General features: G+C 65.5%; 17 protein-coding genes. 9 read left to right on the top strand and 8 right to left on the bottom strand.

What is annotated here, in order from left to right:
• Nucleotides 1-48: 48 nt before the first annotated feature.
• Nucleotides 49-1,959 carry an AAA family ATPase gene (locus tag GTP55_RS07470; RefSeq protein ID WP_161044323.1) on the bottom strand — a complete coding sequence of 637 codons (1,911 nt, stop codon included), beginning with the start codon at nucleotides 1,957-1,959 and terminating at the stop codon, nucleotides 49-51.
• A gap of 383 nt (nucleotides 1,960-2,342) precedes the next feature.
• Here GTP55_RS07470 and GTP55_RS07465 point away from each other — a divergent pair, with 383 nt between their 5' ends.
• On the top strand, nucleotides 2,343-2,732 hold the full coding sequence (locus GTP55_RS07465) for a gel scht (RefSeq protein ID WP_161044322.1): 390 nt from the start codon (nucleotides 2,343-2,345) through the stop codon (nucleotides 2,730-2,732).
• Between the two features lie 85 nt (nucleotides 2,733-2,817).
• Here GTP55_RS07465 and GTP55_RS07460 read toward each other — a convergent pair whose 3' ends face one another.
• The 6 genes from GTP55_RS07460 to hutC form a co-directional block, all read right to left on the bottom strand.
• Nucleotides 2,818-4,542, bottom strand: a complete 1,725-nt coding sequence (locus GTP55_RS07460; RefSeq protein WP_161044321.1) for an ArnT family glycosyltransferase — start codon at nucleotides 4,540-4,542, stop codon at nucleotides 2,818-2,820.
• 105 nt (nucleotides 4,543-4,647) lie between these two features.
• The gene (locus GTP55_RS07455) at nucleotides 4,648-4,917 is read right to left on the bottom strand and encodes a type B 50S ribosomal protein L31 (RefSeq protein ID WP_161044320.1); all 270 of its coding nucleotides are present in this window, start codon (nucleotides 4,915-4,917) and stop codon (nucleotides 4,648-4,650) included.
• 243 nt (nucleotides 4,918-5,160) lie between these two features.
• On the bottom strand, nucleotides 5,161-6,423 hold the full coding sequence (gene rho, locus GTP55_RS07450; protein WP_110845290.1) for a transcription termination factor Rho: 1,263 nt from the start codon (nucleotides 6,421-6,423) through the stop codon (nucleotides 5,161-5,163).
• Nucleotides 6,424-6,550: 127 nt separating this feature from the next.
• Nucleotides 6,551-6,877 carry a thioredoxin TrxA gene (gene trxA, locus GTP55_RS07445; RefSeq protein WP_161044319.1) on the bottom strand — a complete coding sequence of 109 codons (327 nt, stop codon included), beginning with the start codon at nucleotides 6,875-6,877 and terminating at the stop codon, nucleotides 6,551-6,553.
• A gap of 201 nt (nucleotides 6,878-7,078) precedes the next feature.
• Entirely contained in the window at nucleotides 7,079-11,314 is a 4,236-nt protein-coding gene (locus tag GTP55_RS07440) for a PAS domain S-box protein (protein ID WP_371868302.1), read from the bottom strand.
• Nucleotides 11,315-11,588: 274 nt separating this feature from the next.
• Nucleotides 11,589-12,311 (bottom strand): histidine utilization transcriptional repressor HutC, encoded by a 723-nt coding sequence (gene hutC, locus GTP55_RS07435; protein ID WP_161044317.1) that lies wholly within the window; start codon nucleotides 12,309-12,311, stop codon nucleotides 11,589-11,591.
• A gap of 127 nt (nucleotides 12,312-12,438) precedes the next feature.
• On the opposite strand from hutC, the gene ada reads away from it, so the two are divergent.
• Both ada and GTP55_RS07425 read left to right on the top strand, forming a co-directional pair.
• Nucleotides 12,439-13,494, top strand: a complete 1,056-nt coding sequence (gene ada / locus GTP55_RS07430) for a bifunctional DNA-binding transcriptional regulator/O6-methylguanine-DNA methyltransferase Ada (RefSeq protein WP_161044316.1) — start codon at nucleotides 12,439-12,441, stop codon at nucleotides 13,492-13,494.
• An 85-nt stretch (nucleotides 13,495-13,579) separates the two neighbouring features.
• On the top strand, nucleotides 13,580-14,386 hold the full coding sequence (locus GTP55_RS07425; RefSeq protein ID WP_161044613.1) for a 2OG-Fe(II) oxygenase: 807 nt from the start codon (nucleotides 13,580-13,582) through the stop codon (nucleotides 14,384-14,386).
• A gap of 7 nt (nucleotides 14,387-14,393) precedes the next feature.
• Here GTP55_RS07425 and msbA read toward each other — a convergent pair whose 3' ends face one another.
• Nucleotides 14,394-16,175: a lipid A export permease/ATP-binding protein MsbA gene (msbA, locus tag GTP55_RS07420; protein ID WP_202423615.1), complete on the bottom strand. Its 1,782-nt coding sequence runs from the start codon at nucleotides 16,173-16,175 to the stop codon at nucleotides 14,394-14,396.
• Between the two features lie 198 nt (nucleotides 16,176-16,373).
• Here msbA and GTP55_RS07415 point away from each other — a divergent pair, with 198 nt between their 5' ends.
• From GTP55_RS07415 to GTP55_RS07390, 6 genes are all read left to right on the top strand, one after another.
• Nucleotides 16,374-18,029 (top strand): amidohydrolase, encoded by a 1,656-nt coding sequence (locus tag GTP55_RS07415; RefSeq protein WP_161044314.1) that lies wholly within the window; start codon nucleotides 16,374-16,376, stop codon nucleotides 18,027-18,029.
• A 77-nt stretch (nucleotides 18,030-18,106) separates the two neighbouring features.
• Entirely contained in the window at nucleotides 18,107-19,810 is a 1,704-nt protein-coding gene (gene hutU / locus GTP55_RS07410) for a urocanate hydratase (RefSeq protein WP_161044313.1), read from the top strand.
• A complete protein-coding gene (gene hutH, locus GTP55_RS07405; protein WP_161044312.1) occupies nucleotides 19,807-21,357 on the top strand; it encodes a histidine ammonia-lyase in 1,551 nt (516 codons plus the stop codon). The genes hutU and hutH overlap by 4 nt, the downstream gene beginning before the upstream one ends.
• An 11-nt stretch (nucleotides 21,358-21,368) precedes the next feature.
• Nucleotides 21,369-22,157, top strand: coding sequence for an N-formylglutamate deformylase (hutG, locus tag GTP55_RS07400; RefSeq protein WP_161044311.1), 789 nt, complete (start codon nucleotides 21,369-21,371; stop codon nucleotides 22,155-22,157).
• The gene (locus GTP55_RS07395) at nucleotides 22,154-23,515 is read left to right on the top strand and encodes a formimidoylglutamate deiminase (RefSeq protein ID WP_161044310.1); all 1,362 of its coding nucleotides are present in this window, start codon (nucleotides 22,154-22,156) and stop codon (nucleotides 23,513-23,515) included. Before hutG ends, GTP55_RS07395 begins: the two co-directional genes overlap by 4 nt.
• On the top strand, nucleotides 23,512-24,090 hold the full coding sequence (locus GTP55_RS07390) for a HutD/Ves family protein (protein WP_161044309.1): 579 nt from the start codon (nucleotides 23,512-23,514) through the stop codon (nucleotides 24,088-24,090). The genes GTP55_RS07395 and GTP55_RS07390 overlap by 4 nt, the downstream gene beginning before the upstream one ends.
• Nucleotides 24,091-24,100: the final 10 nt, after the last annotated feature.

Below are 24,100 nucleotides of genomic sequence, written 5' to 3'. Positions count from 1 at the left end.
GACGACGCGCGCCTTGCTGCTGAGTGCGCTGCAGGATGTGGTGACCGGTCAGCATAGTGCCTCCTTGTGAGTCGTTGCATGTTGCTGCTGCTCCAGCAGCGCGAAGATGGCGTCTTTCGACAGCACGTATTGGTCCATCAGGACGCCTTTCAGTTCAGTGATCTGGTCGCGGTAATCGGCGATCGCGGTCAGCGTGTAGCTGTAGAGCTCGTCGGCTTTGGCTTCCACCTGGCCGAGGTCGGTCTCGTGGTCTTTGAAGTGGCTGTGGTCGATCTTCGAGCGCGAGTACATCGACAGTTTGTTGACCATCAGGTCCAGCATCGAGGTGGCTTTTTGGATGTCGTTCTGGCTGCCGACCGAGATGCCGCGCGCGCCGTAGAACAGTTCTTCCGCCGCCACGCCGCCATACAGCTGGATCACGTCGCGTTCCAGTTCTTCCAGCGTGCGCAGCGCCACGTCGTCCGACGCCGACAGCACGTAACCCAGCGCCCCCAGCTTGGACACCGATTCGGTGGAAATCTTCAGCAGCGGCGAGCGCTCTTTTACTTCCGCCAGCGACAGCCCCTGGCGCAGCCACGGGTCGATCTGCATGAAGAAGTGGCCCAGCTCGTGCAGGGCGACCCGTTCGCGCTGGCGGGTTTTCTCGGCGGTGGTGGCGCGGTCGGTCAGGCCGATGGTGGCGCGTTCGAAGGCGCGGAACATCAGGTCGGTGTTGATGATGCACTTCTCTTGTATGGCCAGCATGCTGGCGCGCTCGACCACGGTTTGCAGCACCGCCGGACTGAGGTTGGCGGTGATCTCGGCCACGTGGTCCAGGTTCAAGTCTTCCCAGTCGACGCAGCCATTGGCCTTGCGCGCCAGGAAGGAGCGCAGCAGTTCGCGCCGTTCCGTCTTGTTCGGCAGGCGGAAGTTGATCTTGACCGAGAAGCGGCGCAGCATCGCTTCGTCCATGCTGGTCGAGGCGTCGTCGAAGTTGGAGGCCACCACCCAGATCACGCCTTCGCCCTTGTCGCTGCGCACGCCGTCGAGCAGGCCCAGCAGGGTGTTGGCGGTGTCGTCTTCCCATTTCTTTTCGCCGCGGCCGCGCGGCATGAACAGGCCCTGCGCTTCGTCGAGGAAGATGATGCACTTGCCGCGCGCGCAGGCCTTGCGGTGCAGCGCATGCAGCGCCTTGGAGCCGCCGCCGATGTAGCCCGATTCCAGCGCCGAGGCCGAGGCCTGGATCAGCGGGATATCGAGCTTCTTGGCCAGGTAGCCGGCCAGCTTGGTCTTGCCGGTGCCCGCCGGCCCGGTCAGCATGACGTTGAACGGCTTGTCGATGTCATGCTCTTTGTACAAGGCGCGGTTGCGTATCATGTCTTCCAGGTGCAGCACTTCCTGTTTGATGTCTTCCATGCCGATCAGGTCGTCCATGCTGCCGCCCAACTGGTCCGGCGTCAGCACGGTGGCGCTGACGCCCATGCCCGGCAAGCCATTTTTCAGCAGGAACAGCGCTAGCACCACCAGCACGATGTCCACCAGGTGGCGCACCACGAAGGCGCCGGCGCGCGCCAGCAGACTGACGTCGTCGTCCTGCATTACGGCCTTGTGCGAGGCGAGGAAATCGTCACGGGCGATGGCGTAGGGCAGGTTGTTGCGCAGCAGGACCTCACGCTCCAGGCTCAAGTGGGTGGTGCCCGGCACTTTGACGACGTACAGCTTGTTGTCGTTTTTCAGCTTGAACACATAGCGCGGCGCGTCCGACTGCGGCGCGGCGATCAGCAGGTATTCCAGCTGGGCGCGCTTGGCCGGCAGCGCCGTGATCTGGGCAATGTCCTGGGTGCGCAGGATCGGGCTGGGATCCTGCGGCACGTCGGCCCGCAAGCCCAGCAGCAGGGCCAGTGAGAGCGTCAGGACCAGCAAGGCGGCACGGACGGTGGTTTTGCGCAGCGCGGTTTGAAGTTTGTAAAGAGTGAACATAATGCACCATCGGGAGCATGATGCCGGGGCTGAGCGCGAGGATGGGGCGCAGCAGCCAGGGCCGCCGTGACCGGTACGCAGACTGGGGGCGCAACCGGAAGATATCGAAAATTTCGCTGCCGTAGGGCAACTGATTCAATGCGCCACTATAGCCCGGCCGGCGCGGTTTGTATCACATGGCCCGCAGAAAAAGCCGCACCACACAACAGTGGCGGCCTGGGTGCCGTTTATCCCCGGCTTTTGACATCTGGGGCCCGCGCTTTTACCGCTCGTCGCATTCGTCGGATATTTGCTTACGGCTTTGATAATCTGCTCCTGTCCGCCGCTGAATAACAAACCCCAGCGGTGACTCCCGCAGTTCATCTTACTTACCGGAGCTCACCATGAAAACCATCCTGCTTGGCGTTGTCGCCGCACTTGCCCTGTCTTCCCTGCCTGCCGCGTATGCCGACGACACCACCGTCAGCGTGTCCGCTGCGCGTGCCCAGCAATACCAGATGCAGCCTGACGAATTCAGCACATTCCGCAATACCTATGTGCTGCAAAACGGTCAACGTATCGCCTTCGACAACCGCCTGACCAAGCTGTACGCCTCGCTCGACAAAGGGCGTCCGGTGCGCATCTACGCCACCTCGCCAACCAGCTTTGTGACCGAGAACGGCGCCCGCTTCGACTTCCACGAGGAAGGTGAAGCGCTGTCGATCAGCGACTTCCAGAAGCTGCCGCTGGCGCGCAACGCCCCGGCCAACGGCCTGATGATGGCGCGCCGCTAAGCTGGCTGCGGTTTATTTGCTCCAGTGCTCGTACTGGCGGTCGATGCGCGCCAGCAATGCCCGGCCAGCGACAACCGTGTTTGTATCAGTCGGCGCGGCGATACAGGCGGAAGCGTTCTTCACGGTCGGCCGGCCGGCGGCCTTCCCATAGCAGCACCCACTGCTTGCCGCGGAACTGCGCCTGGATCTCGCGGTCGTCGCGCACTCTGATGCTATCTTGCAACAGCAGCAGGTTGCAGCGGCCGCCTTCGACGCCGGCAAACGGCAGTTCGGCGTAATACGCGAACGACGCGCGCTGGGCGGCGCCGACGTTGGTGTCGATGCAGCGCGTGTCCGCCGGCAGCTTGTCGGCGATCTGGCGGGCCACGCCGGCGTAGCTCTTGCCGTAATTGAAATCCGGCAGGAACAACGTCATCATCAGAATCCAGATCAGGATCAGGCCGCCCGACGACAGCACCACGGCGCGCCACAGCACCGCCGGCTGGCGCGAGATGCGCCAGTACACCAGCACAAACCAGCCCAGCGTGGCGGCCAGCGCGACGAAGAAGGCGACCCAGCCCAGTTCGGGCGTAAAGCCGGGCACCAGCTTGAGCACGTTGCGGGCGGCCTTTTCCGGCCAGCCGGTCAGCTTGGCGAACCAGAAGATCCAGATCACCGCCGCGCACAGCGTCAGCGCCATCACCGAGAACCAGTCGATGGCGTTGATGGCGCCGCGCTTGACCGTCAGCAGGCCGAACGCGGCCATGACGGCCAGCGGCGGCAGCAGCACCAGCAGCTGGCCTTGTTCCGGTTGCGGATGGCACAGCGTCAGCAGCACGCCCATGCCGACGAAGGCCAGCGGCACCACGATGTGCAGCACGCCGCGCTGGCGCCGCCAGGCCCACACCGCCCAGGCGGCGAACGGCCAGGCCGGCCAGAAGAACCAGCCGCCGACGCGGAAGAAGAATTTGACCGAGGCCCAGCTGGGCCAGCCCAGTTGCAGCCAGTTCCAGGCCATCCAGGCGTTCAGCGGCTGCTGGTGATACGGCGCCAGCAGTTGCGCCGGCAGCAGCCAGATGGCGGTCACCGCGGCGCCGACGGCGATCATGGCGCCAAGGTCGCGCATGGCGCGGATCGCCGGCTGCGCCAGGAAACGGGTGCAGGCGACCAGGGCCAGCATCAGGCACACCGGCGTCAGCCAGCCGCGCGCCAGCGTCAGCAGGCCGATCGCCAGGCCGCTGAGGGCGGCGTTGCGCAGCGACGGTTTTTCCACGTAACGCACGGTGCGGTACAGCAGCAGCGCGGTCAGCGCCACCTGCAGCGCTTCCGGCGTGGTTTCGTGGCTGTGCAGCAGCAGGCCGAGGCAGCCGAGGTAGATCAGCACGGCGGCGTCGGCCAGCGTGCGGCCGAAGTCGTCCGGCTCGGGCTGGCCGCCGAAGGCCAGCCGCAGCGGCTGCGCATCCTGGCGCCGGCCGAGGTGGAAGGTGGCGTACCACAGCGACAGCACGCCGACCAGGAAGGCGCCGATGGTGCCCACGCGCGCGGCCAGCACGTCGCCCAGCAGCCAGCCGAACAGCTTCATGCCCAGCGCGCCGAGCCAGAACGCCAGCGGGCCTTCATCCGGCCACGACAGGCCGGCGATATTCGGCCACAGCCAGTCCTGCCAGCTGCCGTGCACCATGGTCCACATGATGCCGAAACTGGCGGCGTCGTCGTTCTTCCAGGGGTCGCGGCCGATCAGGCCAGGCAGGATGTACAACAGGCCCAGGGCGAACAGCGCCCAGCGCGGCAAGGCCAAAGTAGCGGCAGCGGGAAGACGAACTGGCTTCATCGATCAGTGTGTTTTTAAGAGTAGAACCGGAGTATGAGGGCAATAAACAAAAAAAGCAGCCCGAGGCTGCTTTTTTTATCGAAGCGGCAAGAATGCCGGCTGCGATTAACCAGCTGCGACAGCGGTTTTCGAACCGACCGAACCGAACTTCTGGCGGAATTTCTCAACGCGGCCAGCGGTGTCGACGATTTTGTGCTTACCGGTGTAGAACGGGTGCGATTCGGCCGATACCTCGATCTTCACCAGTGGGTATTCTTTACCGTTGAATTCGGTTTTTTCACGGGTGCTGATGGTCGAACGGGTGACGAATTTGAAGTCGCACGACAGATCGTGGAAAACGACTTCGCGGTATTCTGGGTGACCTTCTGCTTTCATTGGGAGCCTCAATAGTTAGGTAGCCAAACAGCACTTCGTCGGTCGATACCACTTCGTGACCCGATTGCCGCTCACTTGCCAGGTTAAAAAATAATGCGATCGGCGATTATACCGGTGTAAACGCAAACAGGCAACCGAGGTTGCCTGTTTGTTATCGTCATTCCGGCGCAAGCCGGAATCCATGCTGCGCCGCTTGGCCAGGACTGTATGGGTACCGGCCTGCGCCGGTACGACGGGCGGGGTTTAGCCGCCGCGGCGCATCATGTCGAAGAACTCGGTGTTGTTCTTCGTGGCGCGCATCTTGTCGAGGATGAACTCCATCGCTTCGATCTCGTCCATCGAGTACAGCAGCTTGCGCAGGATCCAGATCTTCTGCAGCTGGTCCGGCTTGATCAGCAGCTCTTCGCGGCGGGTGCCCGATTTGTTCAGGTTGATCGACGGGTAGACGCGCTTCTCGGCCAGGCGGCGCTCCAGGTGCACCTCCATATTGCCGGTACCCTTGAATTCTTCGTAGATCACGTCATCCATGCGCGAACCGGTTTCGATCAGCGCGGTGGCGATGATGGTCAGCGAACCGCCTTCCTCGATGTTGCGGGCGGCGCCGAAGAAGCGTTTCGGACGTTGCAGCGCGTTGGCGTCGACACCACCGGTGAGCACCTTGCCGGAGGCCGGGATCACGGTGTTGTAGGCGCGCGCCAGGCGGGTGATCGAGTCCAGCAGGATGACCACGTCTTTTTTCATTTCGACCAGGCGCTTGGCTTTTTCCAGCACCATCTCGGCGACCTGCACGTGGCGGGTGGCCGGTTCGTCGAAGGTCGAGGCGACCACTTCGCCGCGCACCGAACGCTGCATCTCGGTCACTTCCTCCGGGCGTTCGTCGATCAGCAGCACGATCAGCGTGACGTCCGGGTGGTTCGAGGTGATCGCGTGGGCGATGTGCTGCAGCATGACCGATTTACCGGACTTCGGCGACGCCACCAGCAGGCCGCGCTGGCCTTTGCCGATCGGCGCGATCAGGTCGATGATGCGGCCGGTGATGTTTTCGGTGCCGTTGATGTCCCGTTCCAGGCGCAGCGGTTCGTTCGGGTGCAGCGGCGTCAGGTTCTCAAACAATATGCGGTGTTTCGACGCTTCCGGCGATTCGCCGTTGACCTTGTCGACCTTGACCAGCGCGAAATAGCGCTCGCCGTCTTTCGGGGTGCGCACTTCGCCCTCGATCGAGTCGCCGGTGTGCAGGTTGAAGCGGCGGATCTGCGATGGCGAGATGTAGATGTCGTCGGTGGACGCCATGTAGCTGGCGTCCGGCGAGCGCAGGAAGCCGAAGCCGTCCGGCAGCACTTCCAGGGCGCCGTCGCCGAAGATCTGCTCGCCCGATTTGGCGCGTTTTTTCAGGATGGCGAACATCAACTCTTGCTTGCGCAGACGCGCCGCATTGTCGATATCCAGTCCGATGGCCATTTCCAACAACGCCGAAACGTGTAAGGCCTTCAATTCAGATAGATGCATATTGTTGAGTATCCCGTGACGGGAAAGTAAAGGTAGGGGAGGGGACTACGTGGGTGTCTCGTATTATTCAGCGGCGGCCGCGGGCGCGGCGCCGCTGGTACAACGTAACGACATCTTACTATATTACTTAGATATTGCTGTCGATGAAAGAGGTCAGCTGACCTTTTGCCATTGCGCCAACTTTTTGCGCAGCGGCGACGCCGTTCTTGAACAGGATCAGGGTCGGGATGCCGCGCACGCCGAACTTGCTCGGGATCTGCTGGTTCGAATCGACGTCCATCTTGGTGATCTGGATCTTGCCTTCGTATTCCTTGGCCACTTCTTCCAGGATCGGGGCGATGCTCTTGCATGGACCGCACCATTCAGCCCAGAAGTCGACCAGCACAGGACGGTCGGACTTCAGCACGTCGGCTTCAAAGGAGGCATCGGTAATGTGTTTGATATTTTCGCTCATAGTTTCCTCAATCGAGGTAGATGTAAGTAATAACGCCTGGGGACGGGCCTCAAACGCTGCCATAGGCAGCACATGGGTGCCATTCGCGCGATTTCAATGTCTCGGAGGGGATAGCAACAAGGTCGGCAGGCAGGGATGGCGTAAATAATAACCCATTTTTCAGAAATGTGCGGTGGTTTGTCAAAACCCGCCACATTCTGTTCAATTATCGTCGGCGAAGGTGGTGTTGTTCATGATCTGTTCAGTGATCTGTTCCAGCAGCGGCCACAGTTTTTGCAGAAGCGCCTGGGCCTGCTGCTGGTTGTCGGCGTCGCTGCGGTCGGCCGGCAGCTGTTCCAGCTGCAGCAGCAGTTCGCCCATGCCGAGCGCGCCGACGGTGCGGGCCGGCGATTTCAGCTTGTGGCCGAGGTCGCGCAGCGCGCCCAGGTCGCCGCGCCGCAGCGCCGCCTCCATCCGGGTCAGGCCGTCCTGGGTGTTGTGCAGGAACTTGAAGGCGAACTTGCGCACCTTGTGCGGATGGTAACCCAGCAGCTTGGCCAGGATCGACAGGTCGATCACCGCCGGGTCGCCGCCCAGCGTGGTGGTGAAGGCCGGCCGTTGCGGCCGCGCCGGCGGCGTCTCGCGCAGCGTGTCGCCGGCGCGCTCCGGCAGCCAGTTGGCGATGGTCTGGTACATCAGCGCCGGCTGGATCGGCTTGGAGATGAAATCGTCCATGCCGGCCTCGATGCAGCGCACCCGGTCCTCGCTGGTGGCGGTGGCGGTCATGGCCAGCACCCGCAGCTCGGCCAGGCGCGGGTCGGCGCGGATGCGGCGGGTCGCTTCCAGGCCGTCCATCAGCGGCATCTGCACATCCATCAGCACGCAGTCGAAGGCGGCCTGGCGCAGCAGTTCCAGCGCCTCCATGCCGTTGGCGGCCAGGCATACCGAGGAGCCGACCTCCTCCAGCATCTCCAGCGCGATCTGCTGGTTGAAGGTGTTGTCCTCCACCAGCAGGATGCGGGCGTTCTTCAGCGCCGCCATCACCGCCGCGCTGCGCGACGACGCCAGCAGTTCGGCGGCGGCGTCCTGGACGCGGTCGATCAGCTGCGGCAGCGCGGCGCTGGAGATGCCGAGGCGCGCGGTGAACCAGAACGTGCTGCCCTGGCCGGGGCGGCTGTGCACGCCCACTTCGCCGCCCATCAGCTGCGCCAGCTGCTTGCAGATCGACAGACCGAGGCCGGTGCCGCCGTATTCGCGGGTGGTGGAGGTGTCGGCCTGCTGGAACGACTGGAACAGCTTGCCGATTTCCGCTTCCGACAGGCCGATGCCGCAGTCGCTCACTTCAAAGCGCAGCAGGCAGCCGTGGACGTCGCCCACCACCTGCCGCACGCGCACCTCGATGCGGCCTTTTTCACTGAACTTGATGGCGTTGTTGGCGTAGTTGATCAGCACCTGGCCCAGGCGCAGCGGGTCGCCGCGCAGCACCCGGGGCAAGGTGGGATCGAGGTCGTACACCAGTTCCAGTTCGCGGCTGGCGGCCTTCGGCGCCACCACCGTGTTGAGCGTTTGTATGACATGGTCGAGCGCGAAGTCGACCTGCTCGATTTCCAGCTTGCCGGCTTCGATCTTGGAGATGTCGAGGATGTCGTCGATGATGCCCAGCAGGTGCTCGCCGGCGAAGCGGATCTTTTCCAGATAGTCGCGCTGGCGCGGATCGAGTTCGGTCTTCAGCGCCAGGTAGGCCATGCCGATCACGCCGTTCATCGGCGTGCGGATCTCGTGGCTCATATTGGCCAGGAACTGGCCCTTGGTCTGGCTGGCTTCCTCGGCCACCATGCGCGCCTGATCCAGCTCGCGGGTGCGCATCGCCACCCGTTCCTCCAGGTGTTCATTGAGCTCGCGCAGCGCGTCCTCGCCGCGTTTGCGGTCGGTGATCTCGGTCAGGCTGGCCACCACCAGGTGTACCGCGCCGCTGTCGTCCGGAATCGGCTCGACGTTGACCGACAGCCAGCAACGGCTGCCGTCCGGCTGCGTCAGGCCCATCACCACGTCGCGCACCGGCATGCCGAGCGCCAGCGCCAGTTGCACCGGATGGCTGCTGGCGTCGAACGGCGTGCCGTCCTCGCGCACGCCGGCCCACAGGCCGCCCGGACTCAGTTCCGCCGTGTGCGCCAGCAGGCGCGCGGCAGCGGCGTTGCGTTCGATGATGGCGCCGCCGGCGTCGATCATCGCCAGACCATTGGTGACGGCGTTGAAGATCGACGCCAGCCGCTGGCTGGAATCGTGCAGCGCGTCTTCGGCCTGGCGGCGCGCGGTGATGTCGGTCAGCATTGCCAGCATGCCGGCGTAGTGGCCGGCGCCGGGTCCCGACTCGGCGTTCATCACGGTGGTCGACAGCAGGCACCAGACGATGCTGCCGTCGCGCCGCTGGAAGCAGACGTCGCCCTGGCTGGCCTGGCCGGACAGGCGCCGCTGCAGGTGCTGCTTGAGCAGCGCGCGGCCGCTGTCGTCCATGAAGTCGGTCATGGCGCGGCCCATGATCTGCTCGATATCGTAGTCCAGCATCTGCGCCAGCGTCGGATTGACGAAGGTGGTGCGGTCGTCGGCGTTGGTCATCCAGATGCCTTCGGCGGCGGTCTGCACGATCTGGCGATAGCGTTCGGAGCTGGCCTGCAGCGCTTCCTCGGCGCGCTGGCGCTGGGTCATGTCGCGCAGCGCCACGATCACCAGCGGCTGGCCGGCCAGCGTCACCGGCGTCAGATGCACCATGGCCGGGAAGCTGCTGCCGTCGGCGCGCGTGGCGCACAGCACGCGGCCCGGCAGGTTGGCGCGCACGAACAGCTCGCGCACGCGGCCATTGCTGCGCATGGCTTCCGGCGCCAGCTGTTCGAGCGAGCGGCCGGCCAGGTCGCCCTCGTAGCCGAAGCTGTGCGCGCAGGCCGGATTGGCGTGGCGCACCTTGCCGCTGCGGTCGGCCACCAGCAACGCGCCGGGCGTGGCGTCGATCACCGCCCACATGCGCTGTTCCTCGGCCAGCGCGCGCTCGCCGATATCGGCCATGGTGCCGGCCGCGCGCAGCGGCAGGCCGCTGGCGTCGCGCTGCAGGATCATGCCGCGCGCCAGCACCCACTTCCAGTCGCCGCTTTTGGTGCGCAGCCGGTGTTCGCTGCGGATCTGGCCGGTGGCGTCGCCGGTGCTGGCCAGATGCAGCTGGACGCCGCGCTCGATGCGCGGGCGGTCGTCCGGGTGCACATACGTCAGCCATTCTTCCAGCGTCGGGTGGAATTCCTCCGCACTGTAGCCCAGCAGCTGGCAGTAGCGCGGCGACAGCGCCAGCGTGCCGCTGTCGAGCCGCCACTCCCAGCTGCCTTCGCCCGACCCTTCCAGCGCCAGGCTGGCCAGGCGTTCGGCGTTGCCCAGTTGCGCGCGCGCGCTGCGCAGCGCCCGGGCTTGCACGCGCAGGCGCCAGGCGAAGCCGAAGGAGGTGAGCAGCAGCAGCGCGCCGATCAAGGCGGCGCCATAGCGCAGCAACGGATTGGCGTCCGGCGGCTGGTACAGGAAGCCGTCGAGCTTGAAATTGGCCGGCAACATGCCTTGCGCGACGTAGGCCTGGGCCAGCGCGCGCCAGCGTTCCGGGTTGCTGTACCCGAGTTCGATCAGCGGCTGCTCCAGCAACTGGGCCACGCCCTGCGCTTCAGCCATCAGGTGTTCGCGGCTGTGGCGCTCCGGGTAGCGGGCGCGTATCAGGTCGGCGATCTCGCCGGGATGGCGCATGGCGTAGACCCAGCCGCGCAGCGTCGCCGCGCGCAGCGCCTGCGCGCGCGCCGGATGCTCGCGCAATTCGCTCTCGGTGGTGTACAGCACGTCGCCGTAGAAATCCAGCCCCACGCTGCGCGGCGACAGCAGCTCGTAGCGCAGGTTGAGGCGGTTCAGCACATACGGGGCTTCAGTCTGGTAGACCGACATGGCGTCCACCCGGCCCTCGGCCAGGTCGTCGAAGTTGTAGCTGTGCGGGATCTGCAGCAGCGACTCCATGCGCACGCCGGATTTTTTCAGAAAGACGGTCAGCTCTTCATTGTTCGGCGCCAGCATCAGGCGGGTGCCGGGCCAGGCGCGCGGCTTGCCGTCGGCTTCCATCCGCCGCAGCAGGGTGGCGCCGGAATGCTGGAACACCGACGCCAGCACCACCACCGGCTGGCCGAGGCCGCGCGCCAGCAGCAGTGTGGTGTTGCCGACGCCGTACTGGGCCTGGCCCTGCATCACCGTCTGCAAAGGATCGGCGCCGGGGCGGGCTTCCAGCAGCGTGACATCGAGGCCGGCGTCGCGGTAGTAGCCCTGGTCCTGGGCGGCGTAATAGCCGGCGAACTGGAACTGGTGCAGCCATTTGAGCTGGATGGTGACTTTTTCGGCCGCCGCCGCCGGCAGCAGTATCAGGGCGAACGTCAGGGAGGCGAACACGCATGTCGCCACCCTGTGCGACAGACGTTGCCAGCGGGACTGGCGCAAGCGCGGACGGCTGAAAAACAAGTGATCCCCTTCGGTGGACTGGAGCATGCTGTACCGAGGAAACTATAGCATTGAAGGCTTTGTCGTAGATATCGGCGTGGCCAGTGGACGATTGCTTCCTCATCACGCACAAAATCGCGCCAAATTTAACAATTTCAGCTAATTTTCGTGACAATCGGTGAGAAAGCGGCGCGGTCGGCGGATTGCGGCTTGCTAGCCACGGCTTCTACTGGTTGAAGCTGCCGGCGAACTGGTAGCGGTGGCCGGGGTGCCACATGGTCACCAGCGAGGCGGTCAGGCCGCCGGAGCGGGTCTGGCGGCGCAGCACCAGGCACGGTTGGCGGGTGTCGATGGCCAGCATGTCGGCGATGTCGCGCGGCGCCGCCAGCGCCTCAATGCTGTAGGTGGCGCCTTGCAGCGGCGCGGCCTGCATCAGGTATTCGTTGGGCGTGAGGTGGGCAAAGTCCTGCTCCATGTAATCCGGCGCGCACTGCGGGTTGACCCAGCGGTCCTCGACCTGGATCGGCACGCCGTTTTCAAAGTGCACGATTACCGAATGGAACAGCGGGTGGCCGGGCGGCAGCTCGAACTGCTTGGCCATCAGGTCGCTGGCGCGCACCCGCTCCAGCTGCTGCAGGCTGCTGCGGTGGGCGTGGCCGCGCGCGCGCACTTCGTCGGCGATGGATCTGATCTCCAGCAGCGTGGCCTGGTATTTTTGCTGGGCGACGTAGGTGCCGGCGCCCTGGCGGCGCGTCAGCACCTGCTCGGCGGTGAGTTCGCGCACGGCGCGGTTGACGGTCATGCGCGAGACGCCGAACTGCTTGACCAGCGCCTGTTCGGACGGGATCACATCGCCTTCCTTCCAGGTGCCGGCGGCGATTTCGGCCAGCAGGTAGTCCTTGATGCGCTGGAAAATGGGCGTGCTGTCGTGCGTAACTTGGTCGTCCAAACGGCTGTCTCCTGGTGAGGTGTCATTCTAGCATCGCCTGCTTGTACAATTCAAAAGCAAGAGGCGGAGTGCGCGGCGCTGCGGCGCTGGCTAGCATGGCATCATTCCACCTGTGACGGAGTCTGAGATGAACAAGTACGCGAACGATACGCGGCGCTGGGCCGCAGTGCAGCAGCGCGACGCCGGCGCCGACGGCGCATTCTGGTACTCGGTGCGCAGCACCGGGGTGTACTGCCGGCCGTCGTGCGGCGCGCGGCCGGCCCTGCGCAAGAACGTGGCTTTCCACGACAGCCGCGAGGCGGCCGAGCAGGCCGGCTTTCGTCCGTGCCTGCGCTGCAAGCCGGACCAGCCGCCGCTGGCCGAGCGCCAGGCGGCGCTGGTGGCGCAGGCCTGCCGCCTGATCGACGAGGCGGAAGCGGCGCCGGATCTGGACAGCCTGGCGGTGGCGGTGGGCGTCAGCCGTTTCTACTTCCACCGCATGTTCAAGACGGTGACCGGGATTACGCCCAAGGCGTATGCCAATGCGACGCGGGCGCGGCGGGTGCAGGCCGGGCTGGCCGGGCAGGCGTCGGTGACGGCGGCGATGTATGCGGCCGGCTTCAATTCCAGCGGGCGGTTTTATGCGCAGTCGCCGGCGGTACTGGGCATGACGCCGAGCGCCTTCCGCGCCGGCGGCGCGGGCGAGCAGATTCGCTTTGCCATCGCCGAGTGTTCGCTGGGGCCGATTCTGGTGGCCAGCACGGTGCAGGGCATTTGTGCGATCCTGATCGACGACGATCCGGATTTTCTGGTGCGGGATTTGCAGGACCGCTTTCCCAGGGCGGAGTTGATCGGCGCCGAGCCTGAATATGAGCAGGTGGTGTCGCGCGTGGTGGGCATGGTCGAGCAACCGTCGGCGGGGCTGGACTTGCCGCTCGATGTGCGCGGCACGGCGTTCCAGCAGCGCGTGTGGCAGGTGCTGCGGGCGATCCCGTCCGGGCGGCGGGTGACGTATGCCGAACTGGCGCAATTGGCCGGCGTGCCGCGCGGTGCGCGGGCGGTGGCGTCGGCCTGCGCGGCGAATGCGATTGCGGTGGCGATACCGTGCCACCGCGTGGTGCGCAACGATGGCTCGCTCTCCGGCTACCGCTGGGGCGTGGACCGCAAGGCGGCGTTGTTGAACCGGGAGGCGGGCGGTGAGTAACAGCGAACTTGATTTCGGCGATGCGGCGGCAGAGCGCCAGCCGCGCAGCGTGCCGCCGCTGGCGGGAGCGCCGCGCGCCGCTGCCATGCCCTCCGGGCAGCAGGGCGGCGCGCTGCCGGGGGATGTCGCAGCTGCAGATGCCGCGCAGGCCGCGCAGGCGGCGCGGCGCGCGGTCGGGGCGGCGGCGGGGATTGCGGTGCACGTGGCGGGCCTCGACTGGCAGTCGATTGCCGACGAGCTCAATGCACGCGGCTACGCCATCCTCCCCTGCCTGCTGACCGCCGACGAATGCGCGGCGACGGCGGCGCAGTACGCGCAGCCGCAGTTGTTCCGCAGCCGCGTGGTGATGTCGCAGCACGGTTTCGGCAGCGGCGAGTACCAGTACTTCCGCTATCCGCTGCCGTCGCTGATCGCGGCGCTGCGCAACGCGCTGTACGGCCCGCTGGCGCAGATCGCCAACCGCTGGCACGAGCTGATGGAGCTGCCGGACCGCTTCCCGGCCGAGCATACCGACTTTCTGGCCCGTTGCCACGCCGCCGGCCAGCAGCGTCCCACGCCGCTGCTGTTGCAGTACACCGCCGGCGACTACAACTGCCTGCACCAGGACCTGTACGGCGAGCACGTTTTTCCATTGCAAGCCGCCGTGCTGCTCAGCGAACCGGGGAAAGACTTCGACGGCGGCGAATTCGTGCTGACCGAACAACGCCCGCGCATGCAGTCGCGGGTGGAAGTAGTACCGCTGAAACGCGGCGACATGGTCATCTTCGCCGTCAACCACCGTCCCGTGCAGGGCACGCGTGGCATCTACCGCGTCAACCTGCGGCATGGCGTGAGCCGGCTGCGGACCGGCGCCCGCCACACGCTGGGCGTCATCTTCCACGACGCCAGCTAGACCTGGGTCAGGCCTGCACGCTTTTCTGGGTTTGATAAAGACGGGAGTAGATGCCGTTCTGCGCCAGCAGCGCCGCGTGCGTGCCCGCTTCGGCGATGCGGCCGCGATCCAGCACCACGATGCGGTCGGCGTTTTCAATCGTCGACAGGCGGTGGGCGATCACCACCGTGGTGCGGCCCGCCATCAGCACTTCCAGGGCCTGCTGCACCAGCCGCTCGGATTCCGTATCCAGCGCGCTGGTGGCTTCGTCCAGGATCAGGATCGGCGCGTTCTTGTACAGCGCGCGCGCAATCGCCAGCCGCTGGCGCTGGCCGCCCGACAGGCGCAGGCCGTTCTCGCCCACTGGCGTTTGATAGCCGCCCGGCTGGCGCACGATGAATTCATGCGCATGCGCGGCGCGCGCCGCCGCTTCCACCCGTTCCATCGAGGGCGCCGGATCGCCATACGCGATGTTGGCCGCCAGCGTGTCGTTAAACAGCACCACGTCCTGCGACACCAGCGCGATCTGCTGGCGCAGCGAGGCGATGGTGTAGTCGCGCAGGTCAAATCCGTCCAGCCGGATGCTGCCGCCGCTGACATCGTAGAAGCGCGGCAGCAGGGCCGCCAGCGTGGTCTTGCCGCTACCCGAACTGCCCACCAGCGCCACGGTTTCGCCGGCGGCGATCTCCAGCGACACATGGTCGAGCGCCGGACGCGCGTCCGGATCGAGCGGCCGGCCATCGGCGCCGCGATAGTGGAAGCTGACGTCCTGCACCGACAGCCGACCTTCGGCGCGGGCGATGGTCTGCTTGCCGGTATCGGCTTCCGCCTCCAGGTCGATCAGGCCGAACACCGATTCGGCCGCCGCCAGGCCGCGCTGCATCGGCTCGTTAATCTTGGTCAGGTTCTTGATCGGCGACTGCATCGCCATCAGCGCGGTCAGGAAGCCGACGAAGCCGCCGGCCGACAGCGCGCCGGCCTGGGCGCGGATCAGCGCGAAATAAATCACCGACGACAGCGTGACGCCGATCAGCAGCATGATCAGGCCGGAGTTGAAGGCCGAAGTGGCGGCGTGCTTGACCGCCAGCTGGCGGTTCCGTTTGACCACCTTGGCAAAGCGCTCCTGCTCGTACTGCTGGCCGCCGAAAATCTTCACCACGCGCTGGCCGCTGATGCTCTCGTCGAGCACATTGGTCAGGTCGCCCATGGCGGCCTGGGCGCTGTTGCTGAGCACGCGCATGCGGCGGCCGGCGAACACCACCACCGTCGCCACCAGCGGCAGCAGGGCCAGGCAAAACAGCGCCAGCTGCCAGTCCACCACGAACAGGGTAATCAGGTAGCCGGTGGTGGCCACCGAGTCGCGCACCGCGACGTTGACCACGGTCAGGCCGGCCTGCGCCACCTGGGCGGCGTCGAACGCCACCCGCGACAGCGTGGTGCCGGTCGAGGACTGGTCGAAATAGTCGTTCGGCAGCCGCATGATGCGGGCGAACATGGTTTCGCGCAGGTTGGCCTGCACCCGGCTGTTGAGCCAGGCCGCACCGTATTCGCCGGCAAAGCTGGACACCATGCGCAGCAGGGCCAGCGCGAAGATCAGGGCCGGAATGGTCCACAGCGCGGCCTTGGAGGGATCGCGCGGCAGCAAATCGCCCAGCGCCTGCTTCATGGCCGCCATCATGCCGGTGGACGGGGTCTTGATCACGCCCAGCGCGTTGGCCGGGGTCAGCGCGTCGACCACATTCTGCAGCTGGCCCAGCAGCAGTACGTCGGTGGCCGCCGCCACCGCGACCGCCAGCAGCGTGACGAGCATGATTCCGCCGTAGGGCAGGAATTCCTTGATGAGACGAAGATAGAGTTGGCGGCTGGACACTGGCTAGTCACGCTAATAAACACGGGAAGCCCGCATTGTACCCGTCCGGCCACTCGGCCAGCCCAGTTCTGCACGCTTCGGTTGACCAAAACGCAAACTTCGCTACACTCTGAATCTTGCTGCTGAATGGAGAACCCGATGCGCCCGACCTTTTTGACCGCCGCCTTGCTGGCAGCCTTCGCCGTGCCGGCCCACGCCGACACCATCATCGACCGCGCCAACGGCTATACGCTGAACGCGGCCGGCCAGTTGCAGCGGTTTACGTCGCTGGCGTTCGATGACCTGGGCCGCATCATCGCGGTCGGCAGCGAGCAGGAGACGGCGGCGGCGCTGCCGCGCGCGGAGCATATCGACGTCCAGGGCAAAACCCTGCTGCCAGGACTGATCGACGCCCACGGCCACGTGTTCGAGCTGGGCGAGATCGCCTCCGGCGTCGAGCTGTATAGCCCTGCCTCGCTCAACGGCGCGGTCAGGGCGGTGGCCGATTTCGCCCGTGCGCACCCGAAAAACGCCTGGATCATCGGCTTTGGCTGGAACCAGGAGATCTGGAAGCTGGGCCGTTTCCCCACCGCCGCCGAGCTGGATGTGGTGGTCAGGGACCGGCCGGTGCTGCTGCACCGGGTCGACGGCCACGCCATCTGGGTCAACACCAAGGCGCTGGAAATGGCCGGCGTGACGCGCGAAACGCCCGATCCGGCCGGCGGCAAGATCGAGCGTGACGTCAGCGGCAAGCCGACCGGCGTCCTGGTCGATGCGGCCATGGAGCTGGTCAACAAGGTAGTGCCGCTGCCAACGCCGGCCGAAGCGCGCGCCACGCTGGATGTGGCGCTGGCGTCGCTGGCCAAAGTGGGCCTGACCAGCGTGCACGACGCCGGCATCAAGGTGGTGCAGGACGATATCTACCGCGACTACGCCGACCACGGCAAGCTGACCACCCGCGTCTACGCCATGATCGGCGACACCACGGCCGATTTCGACGAGCTGTCCAAGGACGGCCCGCTGAAGTCCTACGCCAACGACGTGTATGCGCTGGCGGCGGTCAAGCTGTACTCGGACGGCGCGCTGGGCAGCCGCGGCGCGGCGCTGCTGGCGCCTTACTCCGATATGCCGTCCACCAAGGGCCTGCTGTTCTATCCGGACGCCGAAATGCGCGCCAAGATGAACAAGGCGATGAAGGCCGGCTACCAGGTCAACATCCACGCCATCGGCGACGCCGGCAATCACCAGATCCTGGATGCCTACGCGCAGCTGATCCCGCAGTACAAAAACGTCGAGCTGCGCCACCGCATCGAGCATGCGCAGGTGGTGGCGCCGGAGGATATCCCGCGCTTCAAGCAGCTGGGCATCATCCCGTCGATGCAGCCGACCCACGCCACCTCGGACCAGAACATGGCCGAGCAGCGCGTCGGCCATGAGCGCATCAAGGGCGCCTACGCGTGGCGCACCTTCCTCGACCAGGGCTCGAAGATCGCCTGCGGTTCGGACTTCCCGATCGAGTCGCCCAATCCGTTCGAGGGCCTGCACGCGGCGGTGACGCGCCAGAACAACGCCAACGTGCCGGTCGGCGGCTGGTACAAGAACCAGGCAATGACGCTGACCGAGGCATTTCGCTGCTTCACGCTGGACGCCGCCTGGGCCGCGCACCAGGAAAACGTCATCGGTTCGCTGGAGCAGGGCAAGTGGGCCGACTTCATTGTGGTCGATCGCGACATCTTCAAAATTTCGCCTGAGCAACTGGGCAAGACGCAGGTGCTGCAAACCTGGATGGGCGGCAAGCGGGTGTATAAAAAATAGGCAACGCTATGGGTTGACTTGGTTGTCTATACAACCTATGCTGCGGTTATTCCATTGACCGCCGCAGGAGACTTCCCATGACCAGCCAATTCGACGCCGACCCACGTTACGACGCCAGCCGCGACATCCGCGCGCCGCGCGGCCCGGAGCGCACCTGCAAGAACTGGGGCGCGGAAGCGGCCTACCGCATGATCCAGAATAATCTGGACAAGGAAGTGGCCGAGAATCCGAAGCATCTGGTGGTGTATGGCGGCATCGGCCGCGCCGCCCGCAACTGGGAATGCTACGACCAGATCCTGGCGTCGCTGCGCGAGCTGGAAGACAACCAGACCTTGCTGATCCAGTCCGGCAAGCCGGTTGGCGTGTTCCAGACCCACGAAGATGCGCCGCGCGTGCTGATCGCCAATTCCAACCTGGTGCCGAAGTGGGCCAACTGGGAGCACTTCAATGAACTGGACCGCAAGGGCCTGTTCATGTACGGCCAGATGACGGCCGGCTCGTGGATCTACATCGGCACCCAAGGCATTGTGCAGGGCACCTTCGAGACCTTTGCGGAAGCGGGGCGCCAGCATTTCGGCGGCGACCTGAAAGGCCGCTGGGTGCTGACCGCAGGCCTGGGCGGCATGGGCGGCGCGCAGCCGCTGGCCGCGACCATGGCCGGCGCGGTGTCGCTGACCGTCGAGTGCCAGCAGAGCAGCATCGACTTCCGCCTGCGCACCCGCTATCTGGACAAGCAGGCGGCGTCGATCGACGAGGCGCTGGAGATGATCAAGCAGCACAAGGCGGCCGGCGACGCGATTTCCATCGGCCTGCTGGGCAACGCCGCCGATGTGCTGCCGGAGCTGGTGCGCCGCGCCAGGGCCGGCGGTCTGGTGCCGGACATGGTGACCGACCAGACCTCGGCCCATGACCTGATCAACGGCTACCTGCCGCAGGGCTGGAACGTGGCCGACTGGAAGGCGGCGCAGCAGGATGTGGCGCGCCACGCGGAACTGAAGGCCGCCGCCACCGCATCGTGCGCGGTGCATGTGCAGGCGATGCTGGACTTCCAGGCGCTGGGCGCCAAGGTGGTCGACTACGGCAACAACATCCGCCAGGTGGCGTTTGACCACGGCGTGCAGAACGCCTTCGATTTCCCGGGCTTCGTGCCGGCCTATATCCGCCCGCAGTTCTGCGAAGGTCGCGGCCCGTTCCGCTGGGTGGCGCTGTCCGGCGACCCGGAAGATATCTACAAGACCGACGCCAAGATCAAGGAGCTGTTCCCGCACCACGCGCAGGTGCACCGCTGGCTGGACATGGCGCGCGAGCGCATCGCCTTCCAGGGCCTGCCGGCGCGCATCTGCTGGCTGGGACTGGGCGAGCGTCACATCGCCGGCCTGGCCTTCAATGAGATGGTGCGCAACGGCGAACTGAAAGCGCCGGTGGTGATTGGCCGCGACCACCTGGATACCGGCTCGGTCGCCAGCCCGAATCGCGAAACCGAGGCGATGAAGGACGGCACCGACGCCGTCTCCGACTGGCCGCTGCTGAACGCCTTGCTCAACACCGCCGGTGGCGCGACCTGGGTGTCGCTGCACCATGGCGGTGGTGTCGGCATGGGATACTCGCAGCATTCCGGCGTGGTGATCGTGGCCGATGGCACCGACGCCGCCGCCAGGCGCCTGGCGCGGGTGTTGGTCAACGACAGCGGCTCGGGCGTGATGCGTCACGCCGATGCCGGCTACGAAACCGCTGTTGCCTGCGCCAAGCGCAATGGCCTGAATTTACCTATGATTAAATGAGTAACGCTATGACCCTGATTCTCAAACCCGGCGCGATGACGCTGTCCGAACTGCGCGGCGTGTGGAGCGCTGCTGCGCCGCTGTCGCTGGCCGCCGAAGCCTATCCGGTGATCGAAGCCGCCGCCGCCGCCGTGCAGGCGATTGTCGCCAAGGGCGACGCCGCCTACGGCATCAACACCGGTTTCGGCCTGCTGGCCAAGACCCGCATCCCGGACGAAAAGCTGGAGCAGTTGCAGCGCAACCTGATCCTGTCGCATTCGGTCGGCACCGGTGAGCTGATGTCGGACGCCGTCTGCCGCCTGATCCTGCTGATGAAAATCGGCAGCCTGGCGCGCGGCTACTCGGGCGTGCGTCCGCTGATCGTCGATACGCTGATCAAGTTGTACAACGCCGGCATCATGCCGGCCATTCCGGCCAAAGGCTCGGTCGGCGCTTCAGGCGACCTGGCGCCGCTGTCGCATATGACGCTGGCGATGCTGGGCGTGGGCCAGGTACGCGTCAACGGCGTGCTGACCGACGCGCTGGATGCGCTGAAGGCCGCCGGCATCGCGCCGGTGGTGCTGGCCGCAAAAGAAGGCCTGGCGCTGATCAACGGTACCCAGGTGTCGACCGCGCTGGCGCTGCATGGCCTGTTCATGGCCGAGCGCCTGCTGGAAGCGGGCATGGTGTCCGGCGCGCTGTCGCTGGATGCGGCCAAGGGTTCCGATTCGCCGTTCGACGCGCGCGTGCACGAAGTGCGCGGCCAGCCGGGCCAGATCGCTGCCGCATCGATTTATCGCCAACTGGTGTCCGACAGCGCGATCCGCGCCTCGCACCTGGTGGGCGACGAGCGCGTGCAAGACCCTTACTGCCTGCGCTGCCAGCCGCAAGTCATGGGCGCCTGCTGGGACATCATCAACAACGCTGCGCGCACGCTGCTGATCGAAGCCAATGCGGTGACCGACAACCCGCTGCTGTTCAAGGACGGCGAGCTGTCGGTAGTGGTCTCGGGCGGTAATTTCCACGCCGAGCCGGTGGCGTTTGCCGCCGACACGCTGGCGCTGGCGATTGCGGAAATCGGCTCGATCTCGGAGCGCCGCGTGTCGCTGCTGATCGACGCCACCTTGTCCGGCTTGCCGCCGTTCCTGGTGCGCGATCCGGGCGTCAACTCGGGCTTCATGATCGCCCACGTGACCGCTGCCGCGCTGGCGTCGGAGAACAAGTCGCTGGCGCATCCGGGCAGCGTGGACACCATTCCAACCTCGGCCAACCAGGAAGACCATGTCAGCATGGCGACTTACGCGGCGCGCCGTCTGGACGATATGGCACAGAATACGGCGGTCATCATCGGCATCGAGCTGCTGGCGGCGGCGCAGGGGATCGATTTCCATCGTCCGCTGACCACCTCGCCGCATCTGGAGCATGTGCATGCGCAGCTGCGCCAGAAGGTGTCGTTCTACGAGGAAGACCGCTTCTTCGCACCGGACGTCGAGGCGGCCAAGGGCATGGTGATGCGCGGCGAGTTGAGCGCGTCGTGCAAAGAGTTGTTCACGACGCTGCATCCGTAAGGAGAAACGGCATGGATTATCAGTTCAAAGCAGGCAGCATTCCCTTGCTGGTGTCCATGCCGCACGTGGGCACCGATATTCCCGACGAGGTGATGGCGGCGATGACGCCGGCCGCCATCGACAAGCAGGACACCGATTGGCATCTGGTGCGCCTGTATGAGTTTTTGGATGAGATGGGCGCTTCGACTCTGTCGGCGCGCTGGTCGCGTTATGCGATCGACCTGAATCGTCCGCCGGAGAATACCAATCTGTATCCGGGCCAGGACACCACGGGCCTGTGCCCGGTCGATACCTTCCACCGCGAGCCTCTCTACCTGGAGGGCCGCGTGCCGGATCAGGCGGAAGTGCAGCGCCGCCTGCAGGCGTACTGGAAGCCGTATCACAATCAACTGCGCGCGGAGCTGGATCGACTGCTGGCGCTGCACGGTCGCGTGGTGCTGTGGGATGCGCATTCGATTGCGTCGCATGTGCCGCGCTTCTTTGAAGGCAAGCTGCCTGACCTGAATTTCGGGACGGCGGACGACAAGAGCTGTGCGCTGGACCTGAGCAACGCCATCGTGTCGCGCGCGCTGATGCAGGACCGTTACAGCATTGCCGTCAATGGCCGCTTCAAGGGCGGGCATATCACCCGCTTTTATGGCGAGCCGGCGCGTGGCGTGCATGCGATCCAGCTGGAAATGTGCCAGTCCACGTATATGGATGAAGAGGCGCCGTATGGTTATCGCGCCGATCTGGCGGCACAGGTGCAGCCGCCGTTGCGGGCGATGATGCAGGCCGCTGTCGACTGGGTGCGCGCATGAGCAAGCTGTTTGCGCGCCATGCATTGCTGCCGGATGGCTGGGCCAGTGATGTGCTGATCGAATGGGATGCAGCTGGCGCGGTTACCGCCGTCACGCCCGGCGCTGCGGCTGCGGGTGTGGAGTCGATCGAATACGCGCTGCCAGGCATGATCAACCTGCATTCGCACAGCTTCCAGCGTGCGCTGGGCGGCCGCACCGAAAAGGCGGGTGACAGCAAAGACAGTTTCTGGACCTGGCGCGATCTGATGTACCGCTTTGCGCGCAACATCATGCCTGAGCATATCGAAGCCATCGCCGCGCAGCTGTTCAGCGAATGCCTGCGCCATGGCTATACCTCGCTGTGCGAATTTCACTACGTGCAGCGGGCGCCGGACGGCGCCATGTACGCGCGGCCGGCGGAAACGGCGGAGCGCGTCATCGCCGCCGCACGGTTGACCGGAATCGGCGTGACCATGCTGCCGGTGTTGTATAGTTATTCCGGCTTTGGCGAATTGGCGCTGAAACCGGAACAGCAGCGTTTCAAGACCGACGCGCAGGATGTGTTGCGCATTGTGGAAGCGCTGGAACCGCAGCGCGACGCGCAGGTGGAAGTCGGCGTGGCGCCGCATTCGCTGCGCGCGGCGTCGGTGACGCAGATCGGCGAGGTGCTGGCGGCGCTGCCGGCGACCCGCCCGGTGCATATCCATATCGCCGAGCAGCAGGGCGAAGTGCAGCAGTCGCTGAGCTGGAGCGGACGCCGTCCGGTGCAGTGGCTGCTGGAGAATGCGGCGGTGGACCAGCGCTGGTGCCTGATTCACGCGACGCACCTCAGCGATGATGAAGTCAGCGGCATCGCCGCTAGCGGCGCGGTGGCGGGTTTGTGTCCGACCACGGAAGCGAATCTCGGCGACGGCTTGTTCCCGCTGGAGAGCTTTGTGGCGCAGGGCGGCCGCTTTGGTATCGGCAGCGACAGCCATGTGTCGCAAAGCGCGGTGGAAGAATTGCGCTGGCTGGAGTATGGTCAGCGCTTGCAGCACCAGCGCCGCAATATCGCGGTATCGGCGACGGAACGCAATGTCGGCGACTTCCTCTGGCAGCGCGCCTTGCAGGGCGGCGCGCAGGCGGCGGGGCGGCCGGTCGGCGCACTGGCGCCGGGCCATCGCGCGGACATCGTGGTGCTGGATGATGCGCATCCGAATATGTTTGGGTTGGCGCTGGACGAAGTGCTCGGCAGCTTTGTCTTCAGCGGCAACGACAATTTGGTCAAGGACGTCATGGTCGGCGGCCAGTGGGTAGTGCGCAATCAGCAGCACGTGGCGCAGCAGGCGATTGCTGCGCGCTTTAAGCAGACCTTGGCCGAACTGAGGGAGTTCCGATGACCCAGCTGATCCAGTATGCAAGCCTGCACCCCGCGCCGTGGAAAAACGGCGGCGGCAGCACCACGGAAATCGCCGTCTCGCCAGCCGGCGCCACGCTCGATAATTTCGACTGGCGCGTGAGCCTGGCCACGATTGCGCAGGATGGCCCATTCTCTTCTTTTCCCGGCATCGACCGTTCGCTGGCGCTGGTCCACGGCGACGGCGTGCTGCTGGATTTCGGCGACGAGCGCTTTGTGCTCAGCCCGAGCGAACCGCTGATCGAATTCGCCGGGGAGGATGAGGTGCACGCCACTGTCACCGGTTTGCAGACCACCGACTTCAATGTGATGACGCGGCGCGGCCAGTGCCGCCACCGGCTGGAACTGCTGACGGTGCGCGGCAAGCAGACGCTCAAGCGCCGCAGCGCCACCACGCTGCTGTTCCTGGCCGACGGTGAGAGCCTGAGCCTGGGCAGCGCGCGCGAACGCATCGCCATGGTGCGCTACGACACGCTGGTGATGGCGGAAGGCGAAGAGGATTGGACGCTGGAGGCGCAACAGGCCACCGTGCTGGTGGTCGATATTATCCGCAATTAAGAAAGCAAAA

The organism is Duganella margarita, assembly GCF_009857535.1.
Lineage (GTDB): Bacteria > Pseudomonadota > Gammaproteobacteria > Burkholderiales > Burkholderiaceae_D > Rugamonas > Rugamonas margarita.
Note: the sequence above shows the minus strand (reverse complement) of the source record. Positions and strands in the feature narration are given on the sequence as shown.

Excerpts from the sequence above, each read along its gene's own strand:
- GTP55_RS07470 (WP_161044323.1), bottom strand. The coding sequence starts at position 1,959 with ATGTTCACTCTTTACAAACTTCAAACCGCGCTGCGCAAAACCACCGTC.
- GTP55_RS07465 (WP_161044322.1), top strand. The coding sequence starts at position 2,343 with ATGAAAACCATCCTGCTTGGCGTTGTCGCCGCACTTGCCCTGTCTTCC.
- GTP55_RS07460 (WP_161044321.1), bottom strand. The coding sequence starts at position 4,542 with ATGAAGCCAGTTCGTCTTCCCGCTGCCGCTACTTTGGCCTTGCCGCGC.
- GTP55_RS07455 (WP_161044320.1), bottom strand. The coding sequence starts at position 4,917 with ATGAAAGCAGAAGGTCACCCAGAATACCGCGAAGTCGTTTTCCACGAT.
- rho (WP_110845290.1), bottom strand. The coding sequence starts at position 6,423 with ATGCATCTATCTGAATTGAAGGCCTTACACGTTTCGGCGTTGTTGGAA.
- trxA (WP_161044319.1), bottom strand. The coding sequence starts at position 6,877 with ATGAGCGAAAATATCAAACACATTACCGATGCCTCCTTTGAAGCCGAC.
- ada (WP_161044316.1), top strand. The coding sequence starts at position 12,439 with ATGAACAAGTACGCGAACGATACGCGGCGCTGGGCCGCAGTGCAGCAG.
- GTP55_RS07425 (WP_161044613.1), top strand. The coding sequence starts at position 13,580 with ATGCCCTCCGGGCAGCAGGGCGGCGCGCTGCCGGGGGATGTCGCAGCT.
- msbA (WP_202423615.1), bottom strand. The coding sequence starts at position 16,175 with ATGCTCGTCACGCTGCTGGCGGTCGCGGTGGCGGCGGCCACCGACGTA.
- GTP55_RS07415 (WP_161044314.1), top strand. The coding sequence starts at position 16,374 with ATGCGCCCGACCTTTTTGACCGCCGCCTTGCTGGCAGCCTTCGCCGTG.
- hutU (WP_161044313.1), top strand. The coding sequence starts at position 18,107 with ATGACCAGCCAATTCGACGCCGACCCACGTTACGACGCCAGCCGCGAC.
- hutH (WP_161044312.1), top strand. The coding sequence starts at position 19,807 with ATGAGTAACGCTATGACCCTGATTCTCAAACCCGGCGCGATGACGCTG.
- hutG (WP_161044311.1), top strand. The coding sequence starts at position 21,369 with ATGGATTATCAGTTCAAAGCAGGCAGCATTCCCTTGCTGGTGTCCATG.
- GTP55_RS07395 (WP_161044310.1), top strand. The coding sequence starts at position 22,154 with ATGAGCAAGCTGTTTGCGCGCCATGCATTGCTGCCGGATGGCTGGGCC.
- GTP55_RS07390 (WP_161044309.1), top strand. The coding sequence starts at position 23,512 with ATGACCCAGCTGATCCAGTATGCAAGCCTGCACCCCGCGCCGTGGAAA.